This is a genomic window from Pseudomonas sp. HMWF032, assembly GCF_003060885.1.
Classification (GTDB): Bacteria; Pseudomonadota; Gammaproteobacteria; order Pseudomonadales; family Pseudomonadaceae; genus Aquipseudomonas.
The window spans coordinates 51532-69600 of the sequence record NZ_QAIG01000008.1 but is presented as its reverse complement, the minus strand read 5'-3'; the positions used below and the strand labels follow the sequence as shown (position 1 = coordinate 69600).

The window sequence follows — 18069 nt, the reverse complement described above, 5'->3', positions numbered from 1 at the left end:
GCTGCCCGTCGTCTGTGGCGGGCGTTATCATCCGCGCACCGGGTAGCATCCCCAAGGAGCCGCTGTGAGCAGTACCACCCCGCGTTATAAAGCCATCGAAGCGTTCCTGCTGGAGCGCATCCATAGCGGCGCTTATCCGGTTCATCATCAGATTCCGCCGGAAGAGCAACTGGCGCGGGATTTTGGGGTGAGCCGCATGACCGCCAATAAAGCCATTCGCGATCTGGTGCAAAAAGGCTATCTGCTGCGCCAAGCGGGCTTGGGTACCTTTGTCACCGACCGTAAGGCCGAATCCTCACTGCAAGAAGTGCTGAACATTGCCAATGAAGTGCGCGGCCGTGGGCATGCCTACAGCAATGACATCATTCGTTGTGAAGCGTTGGCGGCGGATGATGAAGTGGCGCTGCGCCTGGGGTTACGTGTGGGCGCTGAGGTGTTTCACAGCATGCTGGTGCACCGCGAAGACGGTGTGCCGATTCAGCTGGAAGACCGCTTCGTTAACCCGCGTTGGGTTCCGCATTATCTGCAAAGCGATTTTGCCAAGCAGACGCCCAACGAGGTGTTGGTCAACAGCTGCCCGATTTCCGATGTCGAACATGTGGTTGAGGCGGTGCGGGTGGATCAGGCTGTGGCGCGCTGGCTGGATATCGACGTGGCCACGCCGTGCCTGAGCGTGACCCGCCGGACCTGGTCGGGCGATCACTTGATCAGCTACGCCCGGCTGATTCATCCGGGTGACCGCTATAAATTGCGCTCCCTGCACACGCTGCACCGCTAGTGCTGATCAGTTTTTGATCTGCTGCTCGACCAGTTCGGGATTATCGATAAAGCGGTTGCGCGTGCCCTGTAGGTCGGCAATCTTGTCGTTGCGCGCTTTTTCTTCGGTATCCGGTGGGTCCATCTGGTGCCACTTCTTGTACATCTGCACTTGGCCGACGATGGGCAAGTCGTATTCGACGTGCATGTAGAAGATCGCCCGGGCGATATTGCCCTTGGCTTCATCGCGTGGCTCTATGAGCTGGAAACTGGTTTTCAGGTCACAGCCGATGTCGGCGAACTTGCTCGGTACGCTGTCGTCCAGATCACCGAACTGTGCATTGCGCCGCACCAGTTCGACGCGGGTCATGGCGGGGTAGAGGTTGTGCAGGTCCGATGCCATGTAGACATAACGCGGGTTCATGATTCCGCACTGGCGATCGGTCACGCAGCGCAGCGCGCTTTTCAGCTGTTTGCTGCTGTAGATCGGACTGGCCTTGAACTGACCGTTCTCTTCACTGAACGCCTTGCCGCAATACAGCGACGTCCCGCCCTGGCCATAGACTTGGCTCCAGAACAGTTGCACGGCGGCTTTGGGATCGGAAAGCTGATTTTGCCCATTGGCGAATGCAAGTGGGCTGATGCTGGCTGTCAGGCAGCCGATGGCAAGAAGCAATGAGCGCATGGATGGCCCCAGTGACCACCGTTGACGGGGTCTGTTGTTTTTGTAAGACAGGATCGAGTCTAACAAGACCTGCGTCACAAAATAAAGCCGAGCAGTTGCTTGGTTGTCCGTGTTTGCGTGTGTAAGCCATGGCTTACACGGCGTGCTGGCGATTGCCACTATGCCCGCTGCCGGGTGATGGCTAATCTGCCCCACATGGACGTCGCGCAGGAAGCGCACTTTAGCAACAGGGAAACGTGGGACAGCTGCCAGGAAGGCAAGCAGATCAAGGATGTCAGCAAACAGTCTGCAAAGGCCCCGCAATGCGGGGTTTTCTTTTTTCTGCCCCATGTATTTTTACGTTTATCCTTCAGGCCCTTTCTGGCCGCCATCAGCGTGCACTGTCTATCCTGTGTGCGCTTTCAACGCGAGAGCACGCTGAATACCGCGCTCGCCCGAGCAATTCGCACCGATTCGACGACAAAGTAGCAATTGGCAAACGCCAGGCTCTTTCCGACCTTTTGCACATCGGTTTCGATGGTTATCCAGTCGCCGAGTTTGGCGGTACCGACGTAGTCGATGGTCAGGCTGCTGGTGACCAGCGGGGTTGGCGGCTCTTCGGCGAAGGCGCTGTTATAGCCCAGGGCAACATCCGCCAGGCTGCTGAGTACGCCGCCGTGTACCAAGCCGCGGGCATTGCAGTGTTTGGCCTCAGCGCGCAGGCCGATCACCAGGCCTGTATCGCTGCGCTGGTTGTAGATCGGCCCGAGCAGATCCAGAAAGGGGCTGCTGCGAAACAGCGGAGTAAAGCCTGCGGGGATCATGCTCATCCGCGACACCTCTCTGGCTGGGGCTGTTCAGGCAGCCTGGCGCTGCGCCTGCAGGTCAGCAAACCAGTTCAGCGTGTCATCCCACAACGTCTGTGCGGCTGGGCGAAAGTAGCCCATATGGCCGATGGCGCCAATGCTGGCGGTTGAGTCGATGGTGCGCGCTTGATAGGGCGCGGAACTGTAAGCTGCCATAAAGGCATCGCGCGAGGCGGGCGGGGCCCACAGGTCGTCCAGCGCATTGGCGGCAATGATCGGCGTGCTGACCTGAGCGAAACGCTCGGCGAGGCCTGGCATCTGAGGATCTTCGAAGAAGTAGCGCGGGTAGCTGCACCAGCGTTTCCACTGGGTGTAAACCCCGAGCGGCAAGTCCTCGCCCATGCCCAGCCTGCTCCAGGCCAGGTAACCTTTGTAACGGGTCATCAGTGGGCCGATCAGTCGCCACATGGTCAGCACACGCAGCTGCTCGGTCTTGGGCATCCAGCCGTGCCAGCCGGCACCTGTGCCGAAGGTGTAGAAGCCCTGAACCTGATCGTGGTTCGGCAACAGGCCGAAGGCATGCCCGCCAAAGGAGTGGCCCACCATATACAGCGGCCGCTGCGGATGACGGTGCTGATCGACGGCAGCGGCCAGGTCAAGGTGGGCCCAATCCAGGTAGTCCATCTTGAAGCCACGCAGGCTGGCCGGCTTCGACTGGCCGATGCCGCGATAGTCGAGGGTCAGGGTGCTGTAGCCGCGCTGCGCCGCGTACTCGGCAAATCGTCGATAGAAGCCCTGCGGCACGCCAGTGGCACCGGCAATCACCAGCTGCGCGACCGGCTCTGGGGCGTGATACAGGGTAGCGGTGAGCGGATAACCGTCGAGTGCCGGCAACTGCACGGTTTCACTAAGGATGGCAGGGGTATTGAGGCTCATGGGTAGGCTCCTCCCGGAAACTGTTCGCGGGTCAGGTTGAACAGGGCAGTCGCGGCACGCTTGAGCGGCTCGCTGCTGCCAGCAACGCGGGCTTGCAGCAGCCCGCCTTCATACAGCGCGACAAACAGTGCAGCGAGGTTATCCGCCTGCTCGCGGGGATAGCCGTAGGCATGCAGCTGCACACTCAACGCCTGGCGCACGGCGGTAAAACTGCGCTGCAGTGCGGCGCGAATCTCCACATCTTCCGGGCCGCTTTCCAGGGCGATGGTGGCCAGCGGGCAACCACGCTCGAACTGGCTGTTTTCCAGCTGCTGCAGTGCACCCTGCAGCCAGTTATGCAGCGCCTTGAGCGGGTCTGGCTGCTGGGTAAAGAGCTGGCTGAACAGGCTGTCGATATGCCGGCTGATATGGTCAATAGCCGCCACCGCCAGCTCACTCTTGCCGCCGGGGAAGTGGTGATAAAGGCTGCCCTTGGGCGCGCCGGCTACCTCCAGCAGTTCATTCAGGCCAACACCGTGCAGGCCTTTGCGCTGCAGGGCGTCGGCCATGGCGTGGATCAGTTTGTCGCGGGTCGAGATCTTTTTCATAGGTGAATATATAGACCGGTCGGTCTATTTTGCCAAGGGATTTATCCACCATGCGGCATCTGGATACCACCGCATAAGCCAAGCACCAGGTTGGCCACGCCTAGGTTCAGGGGGTGTAGTTTTGTGCCGTTGAGCATTCGCTGCGACACTTTTCCGCTACCATCTGCTTTTTCTCGCATGCTGATAAGGATTTCCCCATGTCCATTTCCACGCTGATTTTCCTGGCTGTTGTCGCGGCGCTGATCTTTTACGTGATTGGCATCTACAACCAGTTGGTGACCCTGCGTAATCGTTTTCAAAACGCCTTTGCGCAGATCGAGGTGCAGCTCAAACGCCGTTATGACCTGATCCCCAACCTGGTGGAAACCGCTAAGGGCTACATGGCGCATGAGCGCGAGACGCTGGAGGCGGTGATTGCCGCGCGCAACAATGCCGTGACCGGGCTCAAGGCTGCTTCTGCGCAGCCGGGCAACGCGCAAAGCATGGCGCAGCTGGGCGGCGCGGAAGGGCTGCTGAACAGTGCCCTGGGTCGCCTGAACGTGACCCTGGAGGCTTACCCGGACCTCAAGGCGTCGACCAATATGCAGCAGCTCAGTGAAGAGCTGAGCAGCACCGAGAACAAGGTGGCCTTTGCCCGCCAGGCGTTCAACGATGCAGTTATGGCCTACAACACCTACAAGCAGGCGTTTCCACCGGTATTGCTGGCTGCCAGCTTTGGCCACGCCCAGGACGCCAGCCTGCTGGAGTTCGCCGACAGCGCCGCGATTCAGGAAGCGCCGAAGGTATCGTTCTAAGGACTCTCAGGGATGAATTTCTTCGAGCAACAGGATCGCGCCCGGCGTAACAGCGGCCGCCTGCTGATCCTGATGGTGCTGGCGGTACTCAGCTTGATCAGTTTGACCAGCCTGGCGTTGGGCGTGGTCTGGCAGGTATTCGGTCCTGACCCGCAGTCTCTCGGCTTGCTGGATGGACCGCGCACGTTACTGCCCAGTTGGCCGCAGGTGGCGATGGTCGCGCTGGTCGTAATCGGCGTGGTGCTGCTGGGCAGTGTCTACAAGGGGTTGCAGCTCAGTCGCGGCGGCAAGGCAGTGGCCGAAAGGCTGGGTGGGCGGTTGATCAACCTCGCGCCACAGAGCCTGGAAGAACAGCGCCTGCTCAATGTGGTGGAGGAGATGGCCCTGGCCTCGGGCACGCCAGTGCCTCCGGTGTATGTGCTGGATGATGCGGGCATTAACGCCTTTGCCGCTGGCCTCACGCCGCAGGATGCGGTGATCGGAATTACCCGTGGGGCGGTTAGCCTGCTCTCGCGTGAAGAGCTGCAGGGGGTGATTGCCCATGAGTTCAGCCATATCTTCCACGGCGATATGCGCCTCAACACACGCCTGGTGGCGGTGCTGCACGGCATTCTGTTGCTGGGGCTGATCGGTGGGTTTCTGCTGCGTAGCAGCTCCCGCAGCAGTTCGCGCTCCAGTCGTGACAATTCGGCGGCGGCGATCATCGCGGTGGGCGCTACCTTGTGGCTGCTCGGTTATGCCGGGACGTTCTTCGGCAGCCTGATCAAGGCTGCCGTGAGCCGGCAGCGCGAGTTTCTCGCCGATGCCTCGGCGGTGCAGTTCACCCGCAATCCACAGAGCATTGCCGGGGCGCTGCAGAAGATCGGCGGCAACCAGTATGGCTCGCAATTGCGCGCCGGACATGCGGCCGAGTTCAGTCATATGTACTTCGCCGCCGGTATCAGCCGGGCGCTGGAGGGCATGCTGGCGACCCATCCGCCATTGGATGAGCGGATTCGTCGCGTCACGCCGGAGTGGGATGGGCGCTACCCGGATGTCTCGATCCTCAGTCTGCTGCCTGCCGATGCCACGGCAGACCAACGTGCTGTGGCCCAGGGCTGGGATCAGGCCTTGACCGGCTTTAGCGCCGCTTCGGCCACGGCGGCCATCGCCAGCATTGGGGAGCCACGTGCGGCCCACCTGCAGCAGGCGCATAAAGTGCTGGATGAGCTGCACCCGGCGCTGCGTCAGGCCGCGCACCATGGCAGCGGCGCACAGGCCTTGGTCTATGGCTTGTTGCTGGCGCCTGTGACGCCCTTGCGTGACCAGCAACTGCAGATGCTCAAGCCACTGCTCAGCGCCGAGTTGATGGAACATGTGCAGGCGCTGGAACAACCGCTGCGCCAGTTGCCAGGCAACCAACGGTTGACCCTGCTGGACCTGGCCATGCCGGCGCTCAAGCAGCTGGGCGCCGAGCAGGCGGCCGCGTTGTGTGCGGTGATGGCACGGCTGATCCGTGCCGATGGCCAGGTTGAGCTGCTGGAATGGACCTTGCTGCGCATCGTCGAGCGCAACCTGGCCCCCAGTCGGCGGCTCAGTGGGCATTTTCACCTGCTGGAAGTGCTGGATGACGCTCAGGTGTTGCTGTCGTTTCTGGCCCATGCCGGCAATGTGCCGCCGGACCAGGCGCAAGCAGCGTTGGCAAAGGCGGCGGGCGAACTGCCGTATAACGCGCTTAACCTGCTACCGGCAGCGCAGTGCGATCTGAAAGCCTTGGAGGCCGCCCTCAAACGGCTTAACCAGCTGCAGCCCTTGCAGAAACCACGGCTGCTCAAGGCCATGGCGCGCTGCATTGAGCATGATGGGCGTATCGAGGTGGCCGAGGCCGAGTTGCTGCGCGCGGTGGCTGACCTGCTGGACTGTCCGATCCCGCCGCTGCTGCATGCGACCAATGGCGCGCAGGTGGGTTGACGCCGCTGGCTTCGCGGCGGAGTCTGAACAGGCAGGCTCCGCGCGGTCATCAACCTGTCACTTCGGGCGCCGATGCTTGGGCCATAGCAACAAGACTTGCCGCTAGGCCGATTGGCCACTTGTTTACTGCCTCCTGACCTTAACCGTCACGCCGGGTTGTCCGGCAAGGAGCCTGTCATGCACCTGCTTCCCCTGACCCACGATCTCTTCGACCCACAGCTGCAACTGGAGGCCGAGCCGCTATCAGCTGACGCATCGCCCTGGCCGTGCCTGGGCGTGCCGAGCATCCACCGCGACATCAGCCAGACGATTGCCGCCATTGACCGCCTGAGTAAGCAGTTGCGGCAGGCGCCTGTGCATGAGCCTGTGCAGCGGCGTTAAGGGCTGGCCGATGGGCTGGCGCTGAACGCCCGTAGCAGGTCTTCGACAAACGCCCGCTGCGCATCGCCAGGATACTGGCCGCGGTGGCTGGCCAGGTGGAACTGCACGTCGAAGCCCAGGCTGTCGGCTTCGATCGCGCGCAGGCGCCCGGCGGCCTGCCAGGGGGCGGCGATGTGCACGGGCAGGTAGCCGATGTGCCTGCCGGACAGGATAAAGGCCAGGGCGCCATCGACCTGTTCGGTCTGTGCCGAACTGGTACTGCTCTGCAACGGCTCGCGCGCCTTCACAAAGCGGTAGGGGTGGCGCACGCTGTCCGCCTGCTGCAGGTCGGCCCGGCTGATCTGTCGGCGGCTGAACAGCGGATGCTCAGCGGCGCAGTAGAGCACCTGACGTTCGTGAAACAGTGGGTGATAGTCCAGTGCATTCTGGTTGCCGGAGAAGTAGCCGATGGCCAGGTGCAGCTGGTTCTGCAACAGGCGGCGCTCCAGTTCGGCGGGCATGGCAGTCAGCAGTTCGATCTGCACCGCCTGGTTGCGTGCGCGAAAGCGCTGGATGGCCTCGGCCACCTGTTCCAGCACCTGCGCGGCCAGCCCTTCGGACAGGCCGATGCGCAGCTCACCGAGCAGCTTGTCGGCCATGCCCTGGGCCTCGTCCTTGAAGGTGTCGATGGCGCTGAACAGTCGGCGTGTGGCGCTCAGCACCTGCTCACCCTTGGGCGTCAGGCGAAAGCCCGCCTTGCCGCGCTCGCACAGGCGAAAGCCCAGGCGGGTTTCCAGTTTGGCCATCTGCGTGCTGATGGTCGATTGGCCAATCCCCAGTTCGCCCTGGGCGGCACTGAAACCGCCGCACTCCACCACGGTGACGAACAGGCGTAGCAACTGCAGGTCGAGGTCGCGTAACTGGCTGAGCATGGCAGGGCCTAACATTGATGTATGTCGATGCCAGAGTAGAACACTTCATATTTAAGCTAAGCAAACCGGCAGGCAGGATGTGCCCAGCTCACCCCTTTACCGAGGTCATTCCCATGCGTCAGGCCCTTGCTCCGTTGCTGCTGTGTTGCGCCTTCGCCGCTCAGGCCGAAGAAAAAGCCCTGAACCTGTACAGTTGGTCCGCCTACCTGCCGGAGCAAGCCCTGCAGCGCTTCAAGGATGAAACCGGGATCACGGTCAAATACGACATCTTCGACAGTGCCGAAGCCCTGGACAGCAAACTGCTCACCGGCGGCAGCGGTTATGACGTCGTCTTCCCGGCTTCCAGCGGCCTGGCTCGGGCGATTCAGGCCAAGGCCGTGCAACCGCTGGATCGCACGCAACTGCCGCATCTGCAGAACCTCGACTCGGCGCTGCTGAGCAAGCTCGCCAGTGCCGACCCCGGCAACCAGTTCGGCCTGCCGTACACCTGGGGCACGGTTGGCGTGGGTTTCAACCTTCAGGCGCTCGAAAAGCGTTTGCCCGGCGTGCCGCTGAACAGCCTGGATCTGCTGTTCAAGCCCGAGTACGCCAGCAAGCTCAAGGACTGCGGCATCGCGGTGATCGACTCGCCGCAGGAAGTAATCAGCATTGCCCTCAACTACCTCGGCAAAGACCCTTACAGCAGCGACCGCGCCGACCTCGATGCCGTGGCGCAGCTGCTCACCCAGCTGCAACCGAACCTGCGTTACGTCGGCGCCGGCCGGCATATCAATGACCTGGCCAAGGGCGAAATCTGCCTGGCGCTGACCTACAACGGCGACGCCTACATGGCCGCGGCCAACGCCGCTGAGGCCAAGCAGCCGTTCGAGGTGCAGTACCGCATCCCGCGTGAAGGCACGCTGCTGTGGTTCGACACCATGGCCATCCCGGCCGATGCGCCGCACCCCAAGGCCGCCCACGCCTTTATCGATTACATGCTGCGCCCCGAGGCCATCGCCGAGCTGACCAACAACGTGTTCTTCGCCAACGCCAACCAGGCTGCCACGGCGCTGGTTGACCCGGCGATCAGCGGCGATGCCGATATCTACCCCGGTGAAGCGGTGCGCGCACGCCTGTTTGCCGAGCAATTGATGCCGCTGCGCCAACAACGTGAACGCACGCGCATCTGGACCACTTTCCGCAGTCAGTATTGAGGACAAGGCAATGGAAGCATTCAACGGCAACGACCTGGCCTTCACCCGCGACAGCCTCTACGGCACCTTCTCCGAGCCGACCTATGCGGGCGTCACCAGTTTTATGCGCCGGCGTTACAGTCGCGACCTAGCCGGCGTGGATCTGGTGGTCAGCGGCGTGCCCTTCGACACCGCCACCACCAACCGCCCCGGCACCCGCTTCGGTCCGCGGGCGATTCGCGCGGCATCGATCACCAGCGCCTGGGAGCGGCATTACCCCTGGGAGTTCGACCCCTTCGACCACCTGGCGGTGATCGACTACGGCGACTGCAATTTCGATCACGCCCTGCCGCACAAGATTCCGGCGGCCATCGAGGCGCACGCCGAGCATATCGTGCAGGCCGGTTGCGCCATGCTCACCTTGGGCGGCGATCACTTCATCAGCTACCCGCTGCTCAAGGCCCATGCGCGTAAACACGGCACGCTGTCATTGGTGCACTTCGATGCCCACAGCGACACCTGGCCGGACAGTGATGACAGCGAGCAAGGCGTCAGCCACGGCACCATGTTCTACCACGCGGCCCGTGAAGGGCTGGTCGATCCTTCGCGCTCGGTGCAAATTGGCCTGCGTACCACCAATGACGACGTGATGGGCTTTCAGGTGCTGGATGCGCGTCAGGTGCACCGCAGCACGCCGGAGCAGATCGCCGCGCAAATCCGCGCGCGAGTCGGTGATCACCCGGTGTACCTGACCTTTGATATCGACTGCCTCGACCCAGCCTTCGCCCCGGGCACCGGCACGCCGGTGTGCGGCGGCCTGAGTACGCATCAGGCGTTGGAAATTCTCCGCGCCCTGCGCGGGATCAATCTGGTCGGCATGGATGTGGTGGAAGTGTCGCCGCCCTACGACCACGCCGAAGTTACCGCACTGGCGGGCGCCACCGTGGCGATGGAGTTGGTATGCCTGTATGCCGCGCGGCATAAGTTGGGTGAAAAAACCTAGCGGGCGTTGGCTGGAAATCGCGTTTTATTTCCACCCTGGGCGTCCGCACGGTTGCCCTTGGTGGACCGGTGCAGCGGGGTCCACCCTACGCTAACGCTGTCCTGTGTCGTGTGTGGGAGGCGCTTTAGCGGCGAGCTTTTAACGGCTGTTATCGCGGCTAAAGCGGAATGCCGCCCAGCCCCTCCCGCGATAAAACCATGACCGGTGCATCACCGCGCCTGCAACAGGTAATGACGCTTCTTGCCCAGGCTTAGCCGCCGGCCCAGTTGCCAGGCCTGCAGCGGCTGGTCTGGGTTGCGCTGACGTTCGCCATCCAGCAGCAGACCGCCGCCGCTCGCCAGGCGGCGTACTGCGCTGCGTGAGGGCTGCACGTTATGGCGTAGCAACAGATCGGTGAGGCTCAAACCGCTAGCAAGGTCTTCCGGGCTGACGCTTAGCTGTGGCAGCTCGGCAGCCGTGTCTTTTGCGCTAAATAACGCCAGAGCGGTGGCTGCGGCGTCGCGGGCAGCTTGTTCACCGTGGGCCAGGGCTGTGGCAGCGTTGGCCAGGATGATCTTCGCCTGGTTCAGTTCGGCGCCCTTGAGGGCGCTCAAGCGCGCCACCTCATCCAACGGCAGTTCGCTGAACAGGGCGAGAAAGCGCCCGACATCGGCATCATCGCAATCCCGCCAGAACTGCCAGAAGTCGTACGGCGCGAGCTTGTCGCCATTCAGCCACACCGCGCCGCTGGCGGATTTGCCCATCTTGCGCCCGTCACGGGTGGTCAGCAGCGGCATGGTCAGGCCGAACAGCGGCTGACAGTCCTGGCGCCGGCCCAACTCCACACCATTGATGATATTCGCCCACTGGTCGGCTCCGCCCAGTTGCAGGGTGCAATTGTGTCGGCGCGCCAACTCAGTGAAGTCATGGGCCTGCAGCAGGGTGTAGCCGAACGCCTGAACGCTCAGCGAATGCCCACGCTCCAGGCGGTTGCGCACGGCGTCGAAGGTCAGCAGGCGGTTGATGGAAAAGTGCCGGCCGACCTGATCGAGAAACTGCAGGTAGCCGATGCCGTCCAGCCAGTCGGCGTTGTCCACCACCAAACCGTCGCAGGGGCCATCGCCGAGCTGGATGTAGCGGGCAAAGCAGCCGGTAATCCCGGCAATGTTGTGCTGGATCTGCGCTTCCGTCAGCACTGGTCGGCTGCTGTCGCGAAAGCTCGGGTCGCCGATGCGCGTGGTCGCGCCGCCAATCAGCAGGATCGGCTTGTGCCCGGCGCGTTGCAGGTGGCGCACCAGCATCAACGCCTGCAAATGGCCGACGTGTAGGCTGTCCGCCGTGGCATCAAAGCCAAGGTAGAAGGTGAGCGGGCCTTGGTTGAGCGCCAGGCGCAGGCCATCGAGGTCGGTGCTCTGGTGGATAAAACCACGGGCATCAAGCTGGTCGAGCAGATCAAAGGTGTTGCTGGACATAGGTGTCTCCTGGTGAAGGCAAAGGCCTGAGGAGACTGGAGTGAGGGTGTGCTATCCGGGCCGCCTCAGGCGGATCGGACATTCAACAACGCATCTACCGCCTGGTGAGAGGGAGCAGGGCGTAATAAAACGCAGCGATGGGGCAGAGATGACGTGTGTGCATGGGCGGCACTTTACCGGCTGTGGCGAGCACGTCAACCGCCCGTGGTTGACTGCGGTGCAGCAACCATCTGGTATTGAGGGCGCGAGTTGAGGCACAGTGAGCCATCACTCCGCCATCCGGGCAGGGCCGAGCCATGTTCTTCCGATCGCGAGCCAAGCGGGGCGCTGACAAAAGTGCTGCTGTCGACGATATGCAGGACATTGGCCAGCGTTCCTTGATCCGCATGATCTTTGCTGCCACCGGGCTGACCCTCGGCGTGTTCTGCATGTTGCAGTTCATGGCTGGCAATTACCTGTTTGCCAGTTTCGAGTTACTGGTCACCGGGATTTTGCTGTGGGGCGCCTGGCGAATTATCCGGGTGCGAAATTTGTTGCCCTGGGTGTACCTCTACCTGCTGCCGACCTTCAGTTTTCTGCTGTATATCATCGTCATTCCCAATGCCTCCAAGACGGCTTTCGTCTGGGTATACAGCATCCCCGTGCTCTCCTATCTACTGCTTGGGCGCACGCGCGGCAGCTTGCTGGCGCTGCCCTTTGTACTCGGCGCCTGCCTGCTTTACCTCTACACCTATCCGCTACGCTGGGATGCCGAAGGCCTGATCGACTTGGGTAATGCCGTGTTCTGCGGGGTGATGATCATCATCTTCGTGCACCTCTACGAAACCCGGCGTGCCCTGGCCCACCAGCAGTTGCAGCAAATGGCTCGAACCGATGCGCTGACGGGGGTGGCCAGCCGTGGCAGCTTCCAGCAGAGCCTGGAACAGAGTGTGCGCGAAGTCCGGCGTAGCCAGGGGCGTCTGGTGCTGGTGATCCTCGATGTTGACCACTTCAAAGCGGTCAATGACCAGTACGGCCACGATGCGGGCGATCAGGCCTTGCGCCACATCTGCAACAGCCTCAGCCAGCGCCTGCGCAACACTGACAGCCTGGGTCGCCTGGGCGGTGAAGAATTTGGTCTGCTGCTGCGCAACACGGATCAGCAAGCCGCCGTGCCGCTGGTGGAAATGCTGCGTGAACAGATCGCCAGCCGAGCGTTGCTCTATGGTGAACAGCAGATTTTCCTCAGTGTGACCCTCGGATTAGCCGAGTGGCCCACCGATGGTGAAAGCGCGGAACAACTGTATCGCTGCGCGGACAAGCGCTTGTACCGGGGCAAGGAACAGGGCCGTAATCGCCTGGTTTACCGCGACTCAGTTATTGATGTGTCGCGTGGGCCGAGCGATGGCACATGACGCGGCGGCATGGCCGTCTACACTGACTCGGGCGCTCCGGGGTGCTCCATTCGCCTGCGCGGCTCCAAAACAGGTCTATTAGAGACATTCAATGAGCGCCCTTTCGGCCTTTATCCGGCAAATCATCAAACTTTGGTATTCCACCGATCTGGCCCTGATCGGCGAACGCCGTGAGCGGCGTATGCGGGTGCTGGCCAGTTTGGTGCTGTTGCTGGTGGGTAGTTTTTGGGGCGTTTTTTTTGCGTTACGGGGGTACTGGGCCATCGTGCTGATGGACATTGTCCTGATCCTGTGTGGCTTGGGTGTATTTATCCTCACCCTGCGCAACAAGGTTCGCAGTGCCAATTTGCTGTTGTTCGGGGTGATCATTCTGGTGATCGTCGGCATGACCCTGGTGCTTGACCCGCACACAGCCGGCGCGCCGCGTGCGACCCATTTGTACCTCTTGCCACTGGCTGTGGCCGCCCTGATGTCATTTCGCAACGAAAGCCTGTGGCTACGCTACGGTGTTGCCTTGATGTGCCTGGTGCTGTTTACCGCCCTGGCATCCTCTCCCTGGAGTCCAACCCATGCCTACAGCCTGCCCGATGAAGTGAGAGCAGTGGGCTCCTGGTTCCAGGGCGGTGCCGCCATGCTGATGCTCTTTGTGCTGCTGCACATCCTGCAAAGCGATGCGGCGGAGCGCTCTATTCTCGACCGTGATCTACAGATTGCGCTGCGGGACGGGCAGTTCGTGCTGTATTTCCAGCCTCAGCTGAACCACGTGGGCCGCGTTACCGGCGCCGAAGTCCTGATCCGTTGGCAGCACCCGCAACGGGGTCTTGTCCCCCCTGCGGAGTTCATCGATCACGCCGAGAAAACCGGGATGATCATCCCGATCGGTCAGTGGGTGCTGGAGCAGTCCGTCAAGCAATTGCATCGCTGGAAAGATGACCCTCGCCACGCCGCCTTGGGGCTGGCGGTCAACATCAGTCAAAAACAGTTTCATCAGGCCGACTTTGCAATCGACCTGCTGAAACTCGTCGATGAACAGGCGATTGAGACCAGTCGCCTGGAGTTGGAATTGACCGAGACGCTGATCGTGCAAGACATCGATGACTTGCTGAACAAGATGCAGGTGCTCGGTGAGCGCGGCGTGCGGTTTTCCCTGGATGATTTCGGCACCGGTTTTTCCTCCCTCAGCCACCTCAAACGACTGCCCCTCAACACGCTGAAAATCGACCGATCCTTTATATGCGACGTACTCACCGACAGCAGCAGTGAAACCATCGTGCGCACTGTTATCGCGCTCGGGCAAAGCATGGGCATGTCGGTGATCGCCGAAGGCGTGGAAACCGCCGCGCAGCAGCAGTTTCTGCTGAGTAACGGGTGTGTACAGTTTCAGGGCTACCTATTCAGCAAGCCCCTGCCACTCGAGGCTTTCAGCGCTTTTGTGCAACGCCAGAATGGCTGACAGGCGCGTAGCGCTAAGCAGGACTGCAAAAGCCGCGTAATACGCGGCTTTTGTTTGTTGGACCCACACGGACTCGAACCGTGGAGTAAAGGATTATGAGTTGCCTAGAAACGCTGCAAGCCCAGTGAAATCGTGCGTAGGTTAGCGCAGGTACAGTGAGCTGGAAGTAGCGTGGTTACTGTTGTTGAGCGTAATTTTGCGAAATTGGTATGAGCTGGGCACTGTACCGCTAGCGTACTGTTTTTTGTACCGCGAAACGGTCAGGTTTTCTCTTCCATCGGGCGGTTTCTGCTCTAATTCTGCTGGCTGTGTTGCGGATTAGCTGTTAGCACTCGCCTTTAATTCCGCGTCCGCTTTGATTTTTTAAAGAGTTATGTATACGTTACATTTCATCTGTTATGTCATGTATACAGAACATAGATTATTCCCTTATAGCAACGCGCCTGGGTGCCCAGGTTCGGCAGCGCCGCCTGAATTGAGGGCTGACCCAAGCCAAACTCGCTGCCTTGGCTGGCATCATCCAGGAGAAGGTTATCGCCATCGAGAAGGGTGACCTGTCTGTGGGTATGGTCGCTTATGCACGAGTCCTGGGGGCGTCGGACTGTGAGCTTGCCATGGTACCCGCTGTCATGCCCACGCTGGACGAAATCCAAGGCGTATTTGACTGATGGTGATCGTAGCGTAGGTTGCAACGCCTGGCCGCGTGAGGGTTGACAACACCTGTAAGCCCGGTATTCTCGCGGAGCCTAAATTTGGCGCCATTAATTGGATACATCATGACTCATTCCCCCGACTATCGTACTAGTCTTCGCCTTACACATACGCAGCATGAAGCGGTAAACAACCTGTGTCGTGCGGACGGGGGCAAAATGACCATGAGTGCTTGGATTGCACGAGCAATCGATGAAAAGATTCATCGTGATACACAATTGGCTCAAACCCGACCAGCGCACGATGCTCGTTTAGGGCGTCGTTATTACGAATTTTTTGCCGGGGGAGGGATGGCGCGTGCAGGTTTGGGCGAGGGCTGGGACTGCCTTTTCGCTAATGACTTCGACCCGATGAAAGGTCGCGTTTACCGGGATAACTGGGATGGCGGTTTGGATCTGCTCGTGGAAGACATTAACAAAGTCACCACCAAGCAGTTGCCAGGTCAAGCTGACCTAGTGTGGGCATCCTTTCCGTGCCAAGACCTTTCGTTAGCAGGTATTTATAAGGGTATCGGACGTCAACAGGATGAGCGGCAGACCCGTTCAGGTACATTTTGGCCGTTCTGGCAACTTATGCGTGATCTTATGGCCGAAAAGCGTGCTCCCAAAGTGATTGTGCTTGAAAACGTCTATGGAGTACTAACCTCTAACAATGGCGAAGATTTCGCAGCCATCGGCTCAGTCCTCTGTGATGCGGGCTACCGGTTTGGCGCAATGGTGATCGACGCACGCCATTTTGTTCCGCAGTCGCGCCCTCGTGTCTTTATTGTAGGGGTGCGGCCTGACGTGGAACTTCCGCCAATGTTGATGTCCCAAGTTCCTGTCGGTCCGTGGCACCCAGAGCGAATGTTGAAAGCCTATGCCGCGCTGCCGAAGAAAGCTCGGGAAGCCTGGGTGTGGTGGAATTTGCCAGTTCCGCAAGAAAGGGAGACTACTTTTATCGGGCTGATCGAAGAGCACCCTGAAGGCGTGAAGTGGGATAGCGCGGAGAAAACAAAACAGCTCATAGCCATGATGAGTCCTACTAACCTAGAAAAGGTCCGTGCAGCGCAAAAGTCGGGTAGGCGCATGGTGGGAGGCCTATACAAGCGTACACGTCTCGATGAGCTGGGCAACAAGGTGCAGCGCGCCGAAGTTCGGTTCGACGACATTGCAGGTTGTTTGCGCACCCCGGCTGGTGGATCGAGCCGGCAAGTCATCCTTGTTGTCGAAGGGAAGAAGATCCGCTCACGCTTGGTGTCTCCGCGCGAAGCTGCGCGCCTGATGGGGCTTGACGATGCCTATAAGCTCCCAAGTAACTATAACGATGCATACCACGTGGTGGGGGATGGCGTGGCTGTTCCTGTAGTACGTCACCTTGCGGAGTATATTTTTGAGCCAATACTGTCCGGTATGTGCGAGGTAGTTCCCATCCAAAAAGACAAGGTCGCATGATGAATGTTGCACCAAGGGGCGCACGGTATCAGTCGCTGTCGCTTCCTTCGTCAGGCTGAGCCTCCGCGAGCCCGAGTAACGTTCTGTGGTATTTCTGAAGGCGACCAAAATGAGCATCCATTGCTCGTGCGATCTGAGGTGAATTCTTGACGGCGAGGAAATGGCCGACAATCTGTGCGTAATGGCCTGCTTGGCGAGGCAGTCTCTGTGTCGCATCCTTGCGTTCTCGAAGTTCGTCATCCGGCATAACCTGGACAATTTGCTCGGGTTTTGGCGCAGCCCCATAGCCTCGGTCTAGAGGAACAGTGCCGTTCATCAGCTGAGATGTTTGGTTGAACGCATGAAACAGTTGAGCTTCAAGATCGTTGATGGCGTCCTTTGAGGCTACGGGATACGTCCAAACGTATGCAATTTCCCACACATCGATTTGCCTGTTGGCAATGATGTCCGAACGCGCTGATGTAAGGTGTCTTGACACTCGGCTGCGAATCCCGTCCTTCGATTGGCCAACGTAAATAGGAATATTGTCTAGGTCGCAAAGTGCATAGACGCCGATTTTAGTGGTCAGCGTTCTGACTGCTTGTTTCCTGAAAGCAAAGTCCGTCATCTCTATCCTGGAATCAGTATGTTTGGCCCGGGAGGAATTTCATAAATGCTCACGAGCCGTTTAGTACGTAGCGTCGCTTAAACGCTACAGATGACAGCTCGTCAGCAAAACCGTACCTGCGAACGGGGTTGTAGAATATTTCAAGGTAATCAAGCATATCTGTGGTTGTCATAAATGGGAAAGTGGACAAATTTGTTTCTTTTTTGAATCGTTTCTTTTGTGACTTGTTGAGCTCAATGAGGGTAGGCACGCCTTCTCTAGTATCTGTGATTTAAAAAGTCTGCATTGTTCTGCACTTGGGGAACGCCGAGCATCCCCAAAACTGCTGCCCCGCTTTCGCCCCTGATTTCACGGTGCGAATCAGCAGCGCACTGCCGCATTTCGGGCACTGTCGCTCAGCTGTCGGATCACTCCGACGCTTAAGGTTTTGCACATGTTCGCGCTGGGTGGCGAGGGTCGGCGCGCGGCGGCCGGTTTGCAGGGCTTGCAGCATGGCGTCGACTTCAGCCGCGCTAAATACCGGCTGCTGGAATGACTTGATATAGCGGATAAAGCCGATGCCCTGGGTCACGTTGGGCGGCACGTCGGTTTTGAAGGTGCTGCCGCCAACAAAGGTGATCACCGAGTGCAGGTGCTCGGGGTTAACGCCAAGGGTGGCTTCCAGCGCTTTGAGGTGCTTGTAGTTCTGCCGTAGCGGGTTCTGGAATTTGAAGGTGTGCTTAGGGAATTTTTGCGTCCACTGTGCCTGATTCTCGCTGCCGAAGATCCAGCCGCTCATGTTCTTCGTTTCCAGCACGAAGATGCCGTAGGGCGAAAGGAATACGTGGTCGATTTGCGTGGTGCCGTCTGGCGTGTTCAGGGTGACATTGTGCAGGCGGCGGTAGGTCTGCTTATCCAGCTGCCAATGGGCAAACAGCCTCACCAGGAGTTCGCCGATATGGCCCTTGGCCCAAGGCGACTTGAGTAGGCCGAGCATCAGCATCAGCGGGATCACCCAGCCGAGCGTGCCCCAGACCTGGGCGATGATAGGGGTGAAGTCCATTTCTCAACCTCCGGAATC

The 18069-nt window shown here is 60.0% G+C and carries 18 protein-coding genes; 10 read left to right on the top strand and 8 right to left on the bottom strand.

Going from position 1 to position 18069, the window contains the following annotated elements:
• Window positions 1-64: 64 nt before the first annotated feature.
• On the top strand, window positions 65-778 hold the full coding sequence (gene hutC / locus DBR00_RS12700) for a histidine utilization repressor (protein WP_108489887.1): 714 nt from the start codon (window positions 65-67) through the stop codon (window positions 776-778).
• A gap of 6 nt (window positions 779-784) precedes the next feature.
• Here the strand turns inward: hutC and DBR00_RS12695 are convergent, their stop codons facing one another.
• From DBR00_RS12695 to DBR00_RS12680, 4 genes are all read right to left on the bottom strand, one after another.
• Window positions 785-1441, bottom strand: coding sequence for an endonuclease I family protein (locus DBR00_RS12695; RefSeq protein WP_108489888.1), 657 nt, complete (start codon window positions 1439-1441; stop codon window positions 785-787).
• Window positions 1442-1842: 401 nt separating this feature from the next.
• Window positions 1843-2250 carry a PaaI family thioesterase gene (locus DBR00_RS12690; protein WP_108488528.1) on the bottom strand — a complete coding sequence of 136 codons (408 nt, stop codon included), beginning with the start codon at window positions 2248-2250 and terminating at the stop codon, window positions 1843-1845.
• 27 nt (window positions 2251-2277) lie between these two features.
• Complete coding sequence (locus tag DBR00_RS12685; protein ID WP_108488529.1) at window positions 2278-3162, bottom strand: alpha/beta fold hydrolase; 885 nt, start codon at window positions 3160-3162, stop codon at window positions 2278-2280.
• Complete coding sequence (locus tag DBR00_RS12680) at window positions 3159-3749, bottom strand: TetR/AcrR family transcriptional regulator (protein WP_108488530.1); 591 nt, start codon at window positions 3747-3749, stop codon at window positions 3159-3161. Before DBR00_RS12680 ends, DBR00_RS12685 begins: the two co-directional genes overlap by 4 nt.
• Window positions 3750-3946: 197 nt before the next feature.
• On the opposite strand from DBR00_RS12680, the gene DBR00_RS12675 reads away from it, so the two are divergent.
• The 3 genes from DBR00_RS12675 to DBR00_RS12665 all read left to right on the top strand — a co-directional run bounded on the left by DBR00_RS12675 (window position 3947) and on the right by DBR00_RS12665 (window position 6874).
• Entirely contained in the window at window positions 3947-4543 is a 597-nt protein-coding gene (locus tag DBR00_RS12675; RefSeq protein WP_108488531.1) for a LemA family protein, read from the top strand.
• A 12-nt stretch (window positions 4544-4555) separates the two neighbouring features.
• Window positions 4556-6493, top strand: a complete 1938-nt coding sequence (locus DBR00_RS12670; protein ID WP_108488532.1) for a M48 family metallopeptidase — start codon at window positions 4556-4558, stop codon at window positions 6491-6493.
• Window positions 6494-6670: 177 nt separating this feature from the next.
• On the top strand, window positions 6671-6874 hold the full coding sequence (locus DBR00_RS12665) for a hypothetical protein (protein WP_108488533.1): 204 nt from the start codon (window positions 6671-6673) through the stop codon (window positions 6872-6874).
• Here DBR00_RS12665 and DBR00_RS12660 read toward each other — a convergent pair.
• Window positions 6871-7785 (bottom strand): LysR family transcriptional regulator, encoded by a 915-nt coding sequence (locus DBR00_RS12660; protein ID WP_108488590.1) that lies wholly within the window; start codon window positions 7783-7785, stop codon window positions 6871-6873. The genes DBR00_RS12665 and DBR00_RS12660 overlap by 4 nt on opposite strands.
• Before the next feature lie 113 nt (window positions 7786-7898).
• Here DBR00_RS12660 and DBR00_RS12655 point away from each other — a divergent pair, with 113 nt between their 5' ends.
• Both DBR00_RS12655 and speB read left to right on the top strand, forming a co-directional pair.
• Window positions 7899-8978, top strand: coding sequence for a polyamine ABC transporter substrate-binding protein (locus tag DBR00_RS12655; RefSeq protein ID WP_108488534.1), 1080 nt, complete (start codon window positions 7899-7901; stop codon window positions 8976-8978).
• Window positions 8979-8988: 10 nt separating this feature from the next.
• On the top strand, window positions 8989-9960 hold the full coding sequence (gene speB, locus DBR00_RS12650; protein ID WP_108488535.1) for an agmatinase: 972 nt from the start codon (window positions 8989-8991) through the stop codon (window positions 9958-9960).
• A gap of 209 nt (window positions 9961-10169) precedes the next feature.
• Here the strand turns inward: speB and tyrS are convergent, their stop codons facing one another.
• The gene (gene tyrS, locus DBR00_RS12645) at window positions 10170-11411 is read right to left on the bottom strand and encodes a tyrosine--tRNA ligase (RefSeq protein ID WP_108488536.1); all 1242 of its coding nucleotides are present in this window, start codon (window positions 11409-11411) and stop codon (window positions 10170-10172) included.
• A gap of 296 nt (window positions 11412-11707) precedes the next feature.
• Here tyrS and DBR00_RS12640 point away from each other — a divergent pair, with 296 nt between their 5' ends.
• From DBR00_RS12640 to DBR00_RS12625, 4 genes are all read left to right on the top strand, one after another.
• Complete coding sequence (locus DBR00_RS12640) at window positions 11708-12805, top strand: GGDEF domain-containing protein (RefSeq protein WP_108488537.1); 1098 nt, start codon at window positions 11708-11710, stop codon at window positions 12803-12805.
• A gap of 91 nt (window positions 12806-12896) precedes the next feature.
• Window positions 12897-14258 carry a bifunctional diguanylate cyclase/phosphodiesterase gene (locus tag DBR00_RS12635; RefSeq protein ID WP_108488538.1) on the top strand — a complete coding sequence of 454 codons (1362 nt, stop codon included), beginning with the start codon at window positions 12897-12899 and terminating at the stop codon, window positions 14256-14258.
• 482 nt (window positions 14259-14740) lie between these two features.
• The gene (locus DBR00_RS21085) at window positions 14741-14926 is read left to right on the top strand and encodes a helix-turn-helix transcriptional regulator (RefSeq protein WP_256583031.1); all 186 of its coding nucleotides are present in this window, start codon (window positions 14741-14743) and stop codon (window positions 14924-14926) included.
• 84 nt (window positions 14927-15010) lie between these two features.
• Window positions 15011-16402, top strand: coding sequence for a DNA cytosine methyltransferase (locus DBR00_RS12625; RefSeq protein WP_256583007.1), 1392 nt, complete (start codon window positions 15011-15013; stop codon window positions 16400-16402).
• Between the two features lie 28 nt (window positions 16403-16430).
• Here DBR00_RS12625 and DBR00_RS12620 read toward each other — a convergent pair whose 3' ends face one another.
• The gene (locus DBR00_RS12620; RefSeq protein ID WP_108488539.1) at window positions 16431-17009 is read right to left on the bottom strand and encodes a GIY-YIG nuclease family protein; all 579 of its coding nucleotides are present in this window, start codon (window positions 17007-17009) and stop codon (window positions 16431-16433) included.
• Between the two features lie 271 nt (window positions 17010-17280).
• Window positions 17281-18051 (bottom strand): nuclease-related domain-containing protein, encoded by a 771-nt coding sequence (locus tag DBR00_RS12615; RefSeq protein WP_108488540.1) that lies wholly within the window; start codon window positions 18049-18051, stop codon window positions 17281-17283.
• Window positions 18052-18069 lie beyond the last annotated feature (18 nt).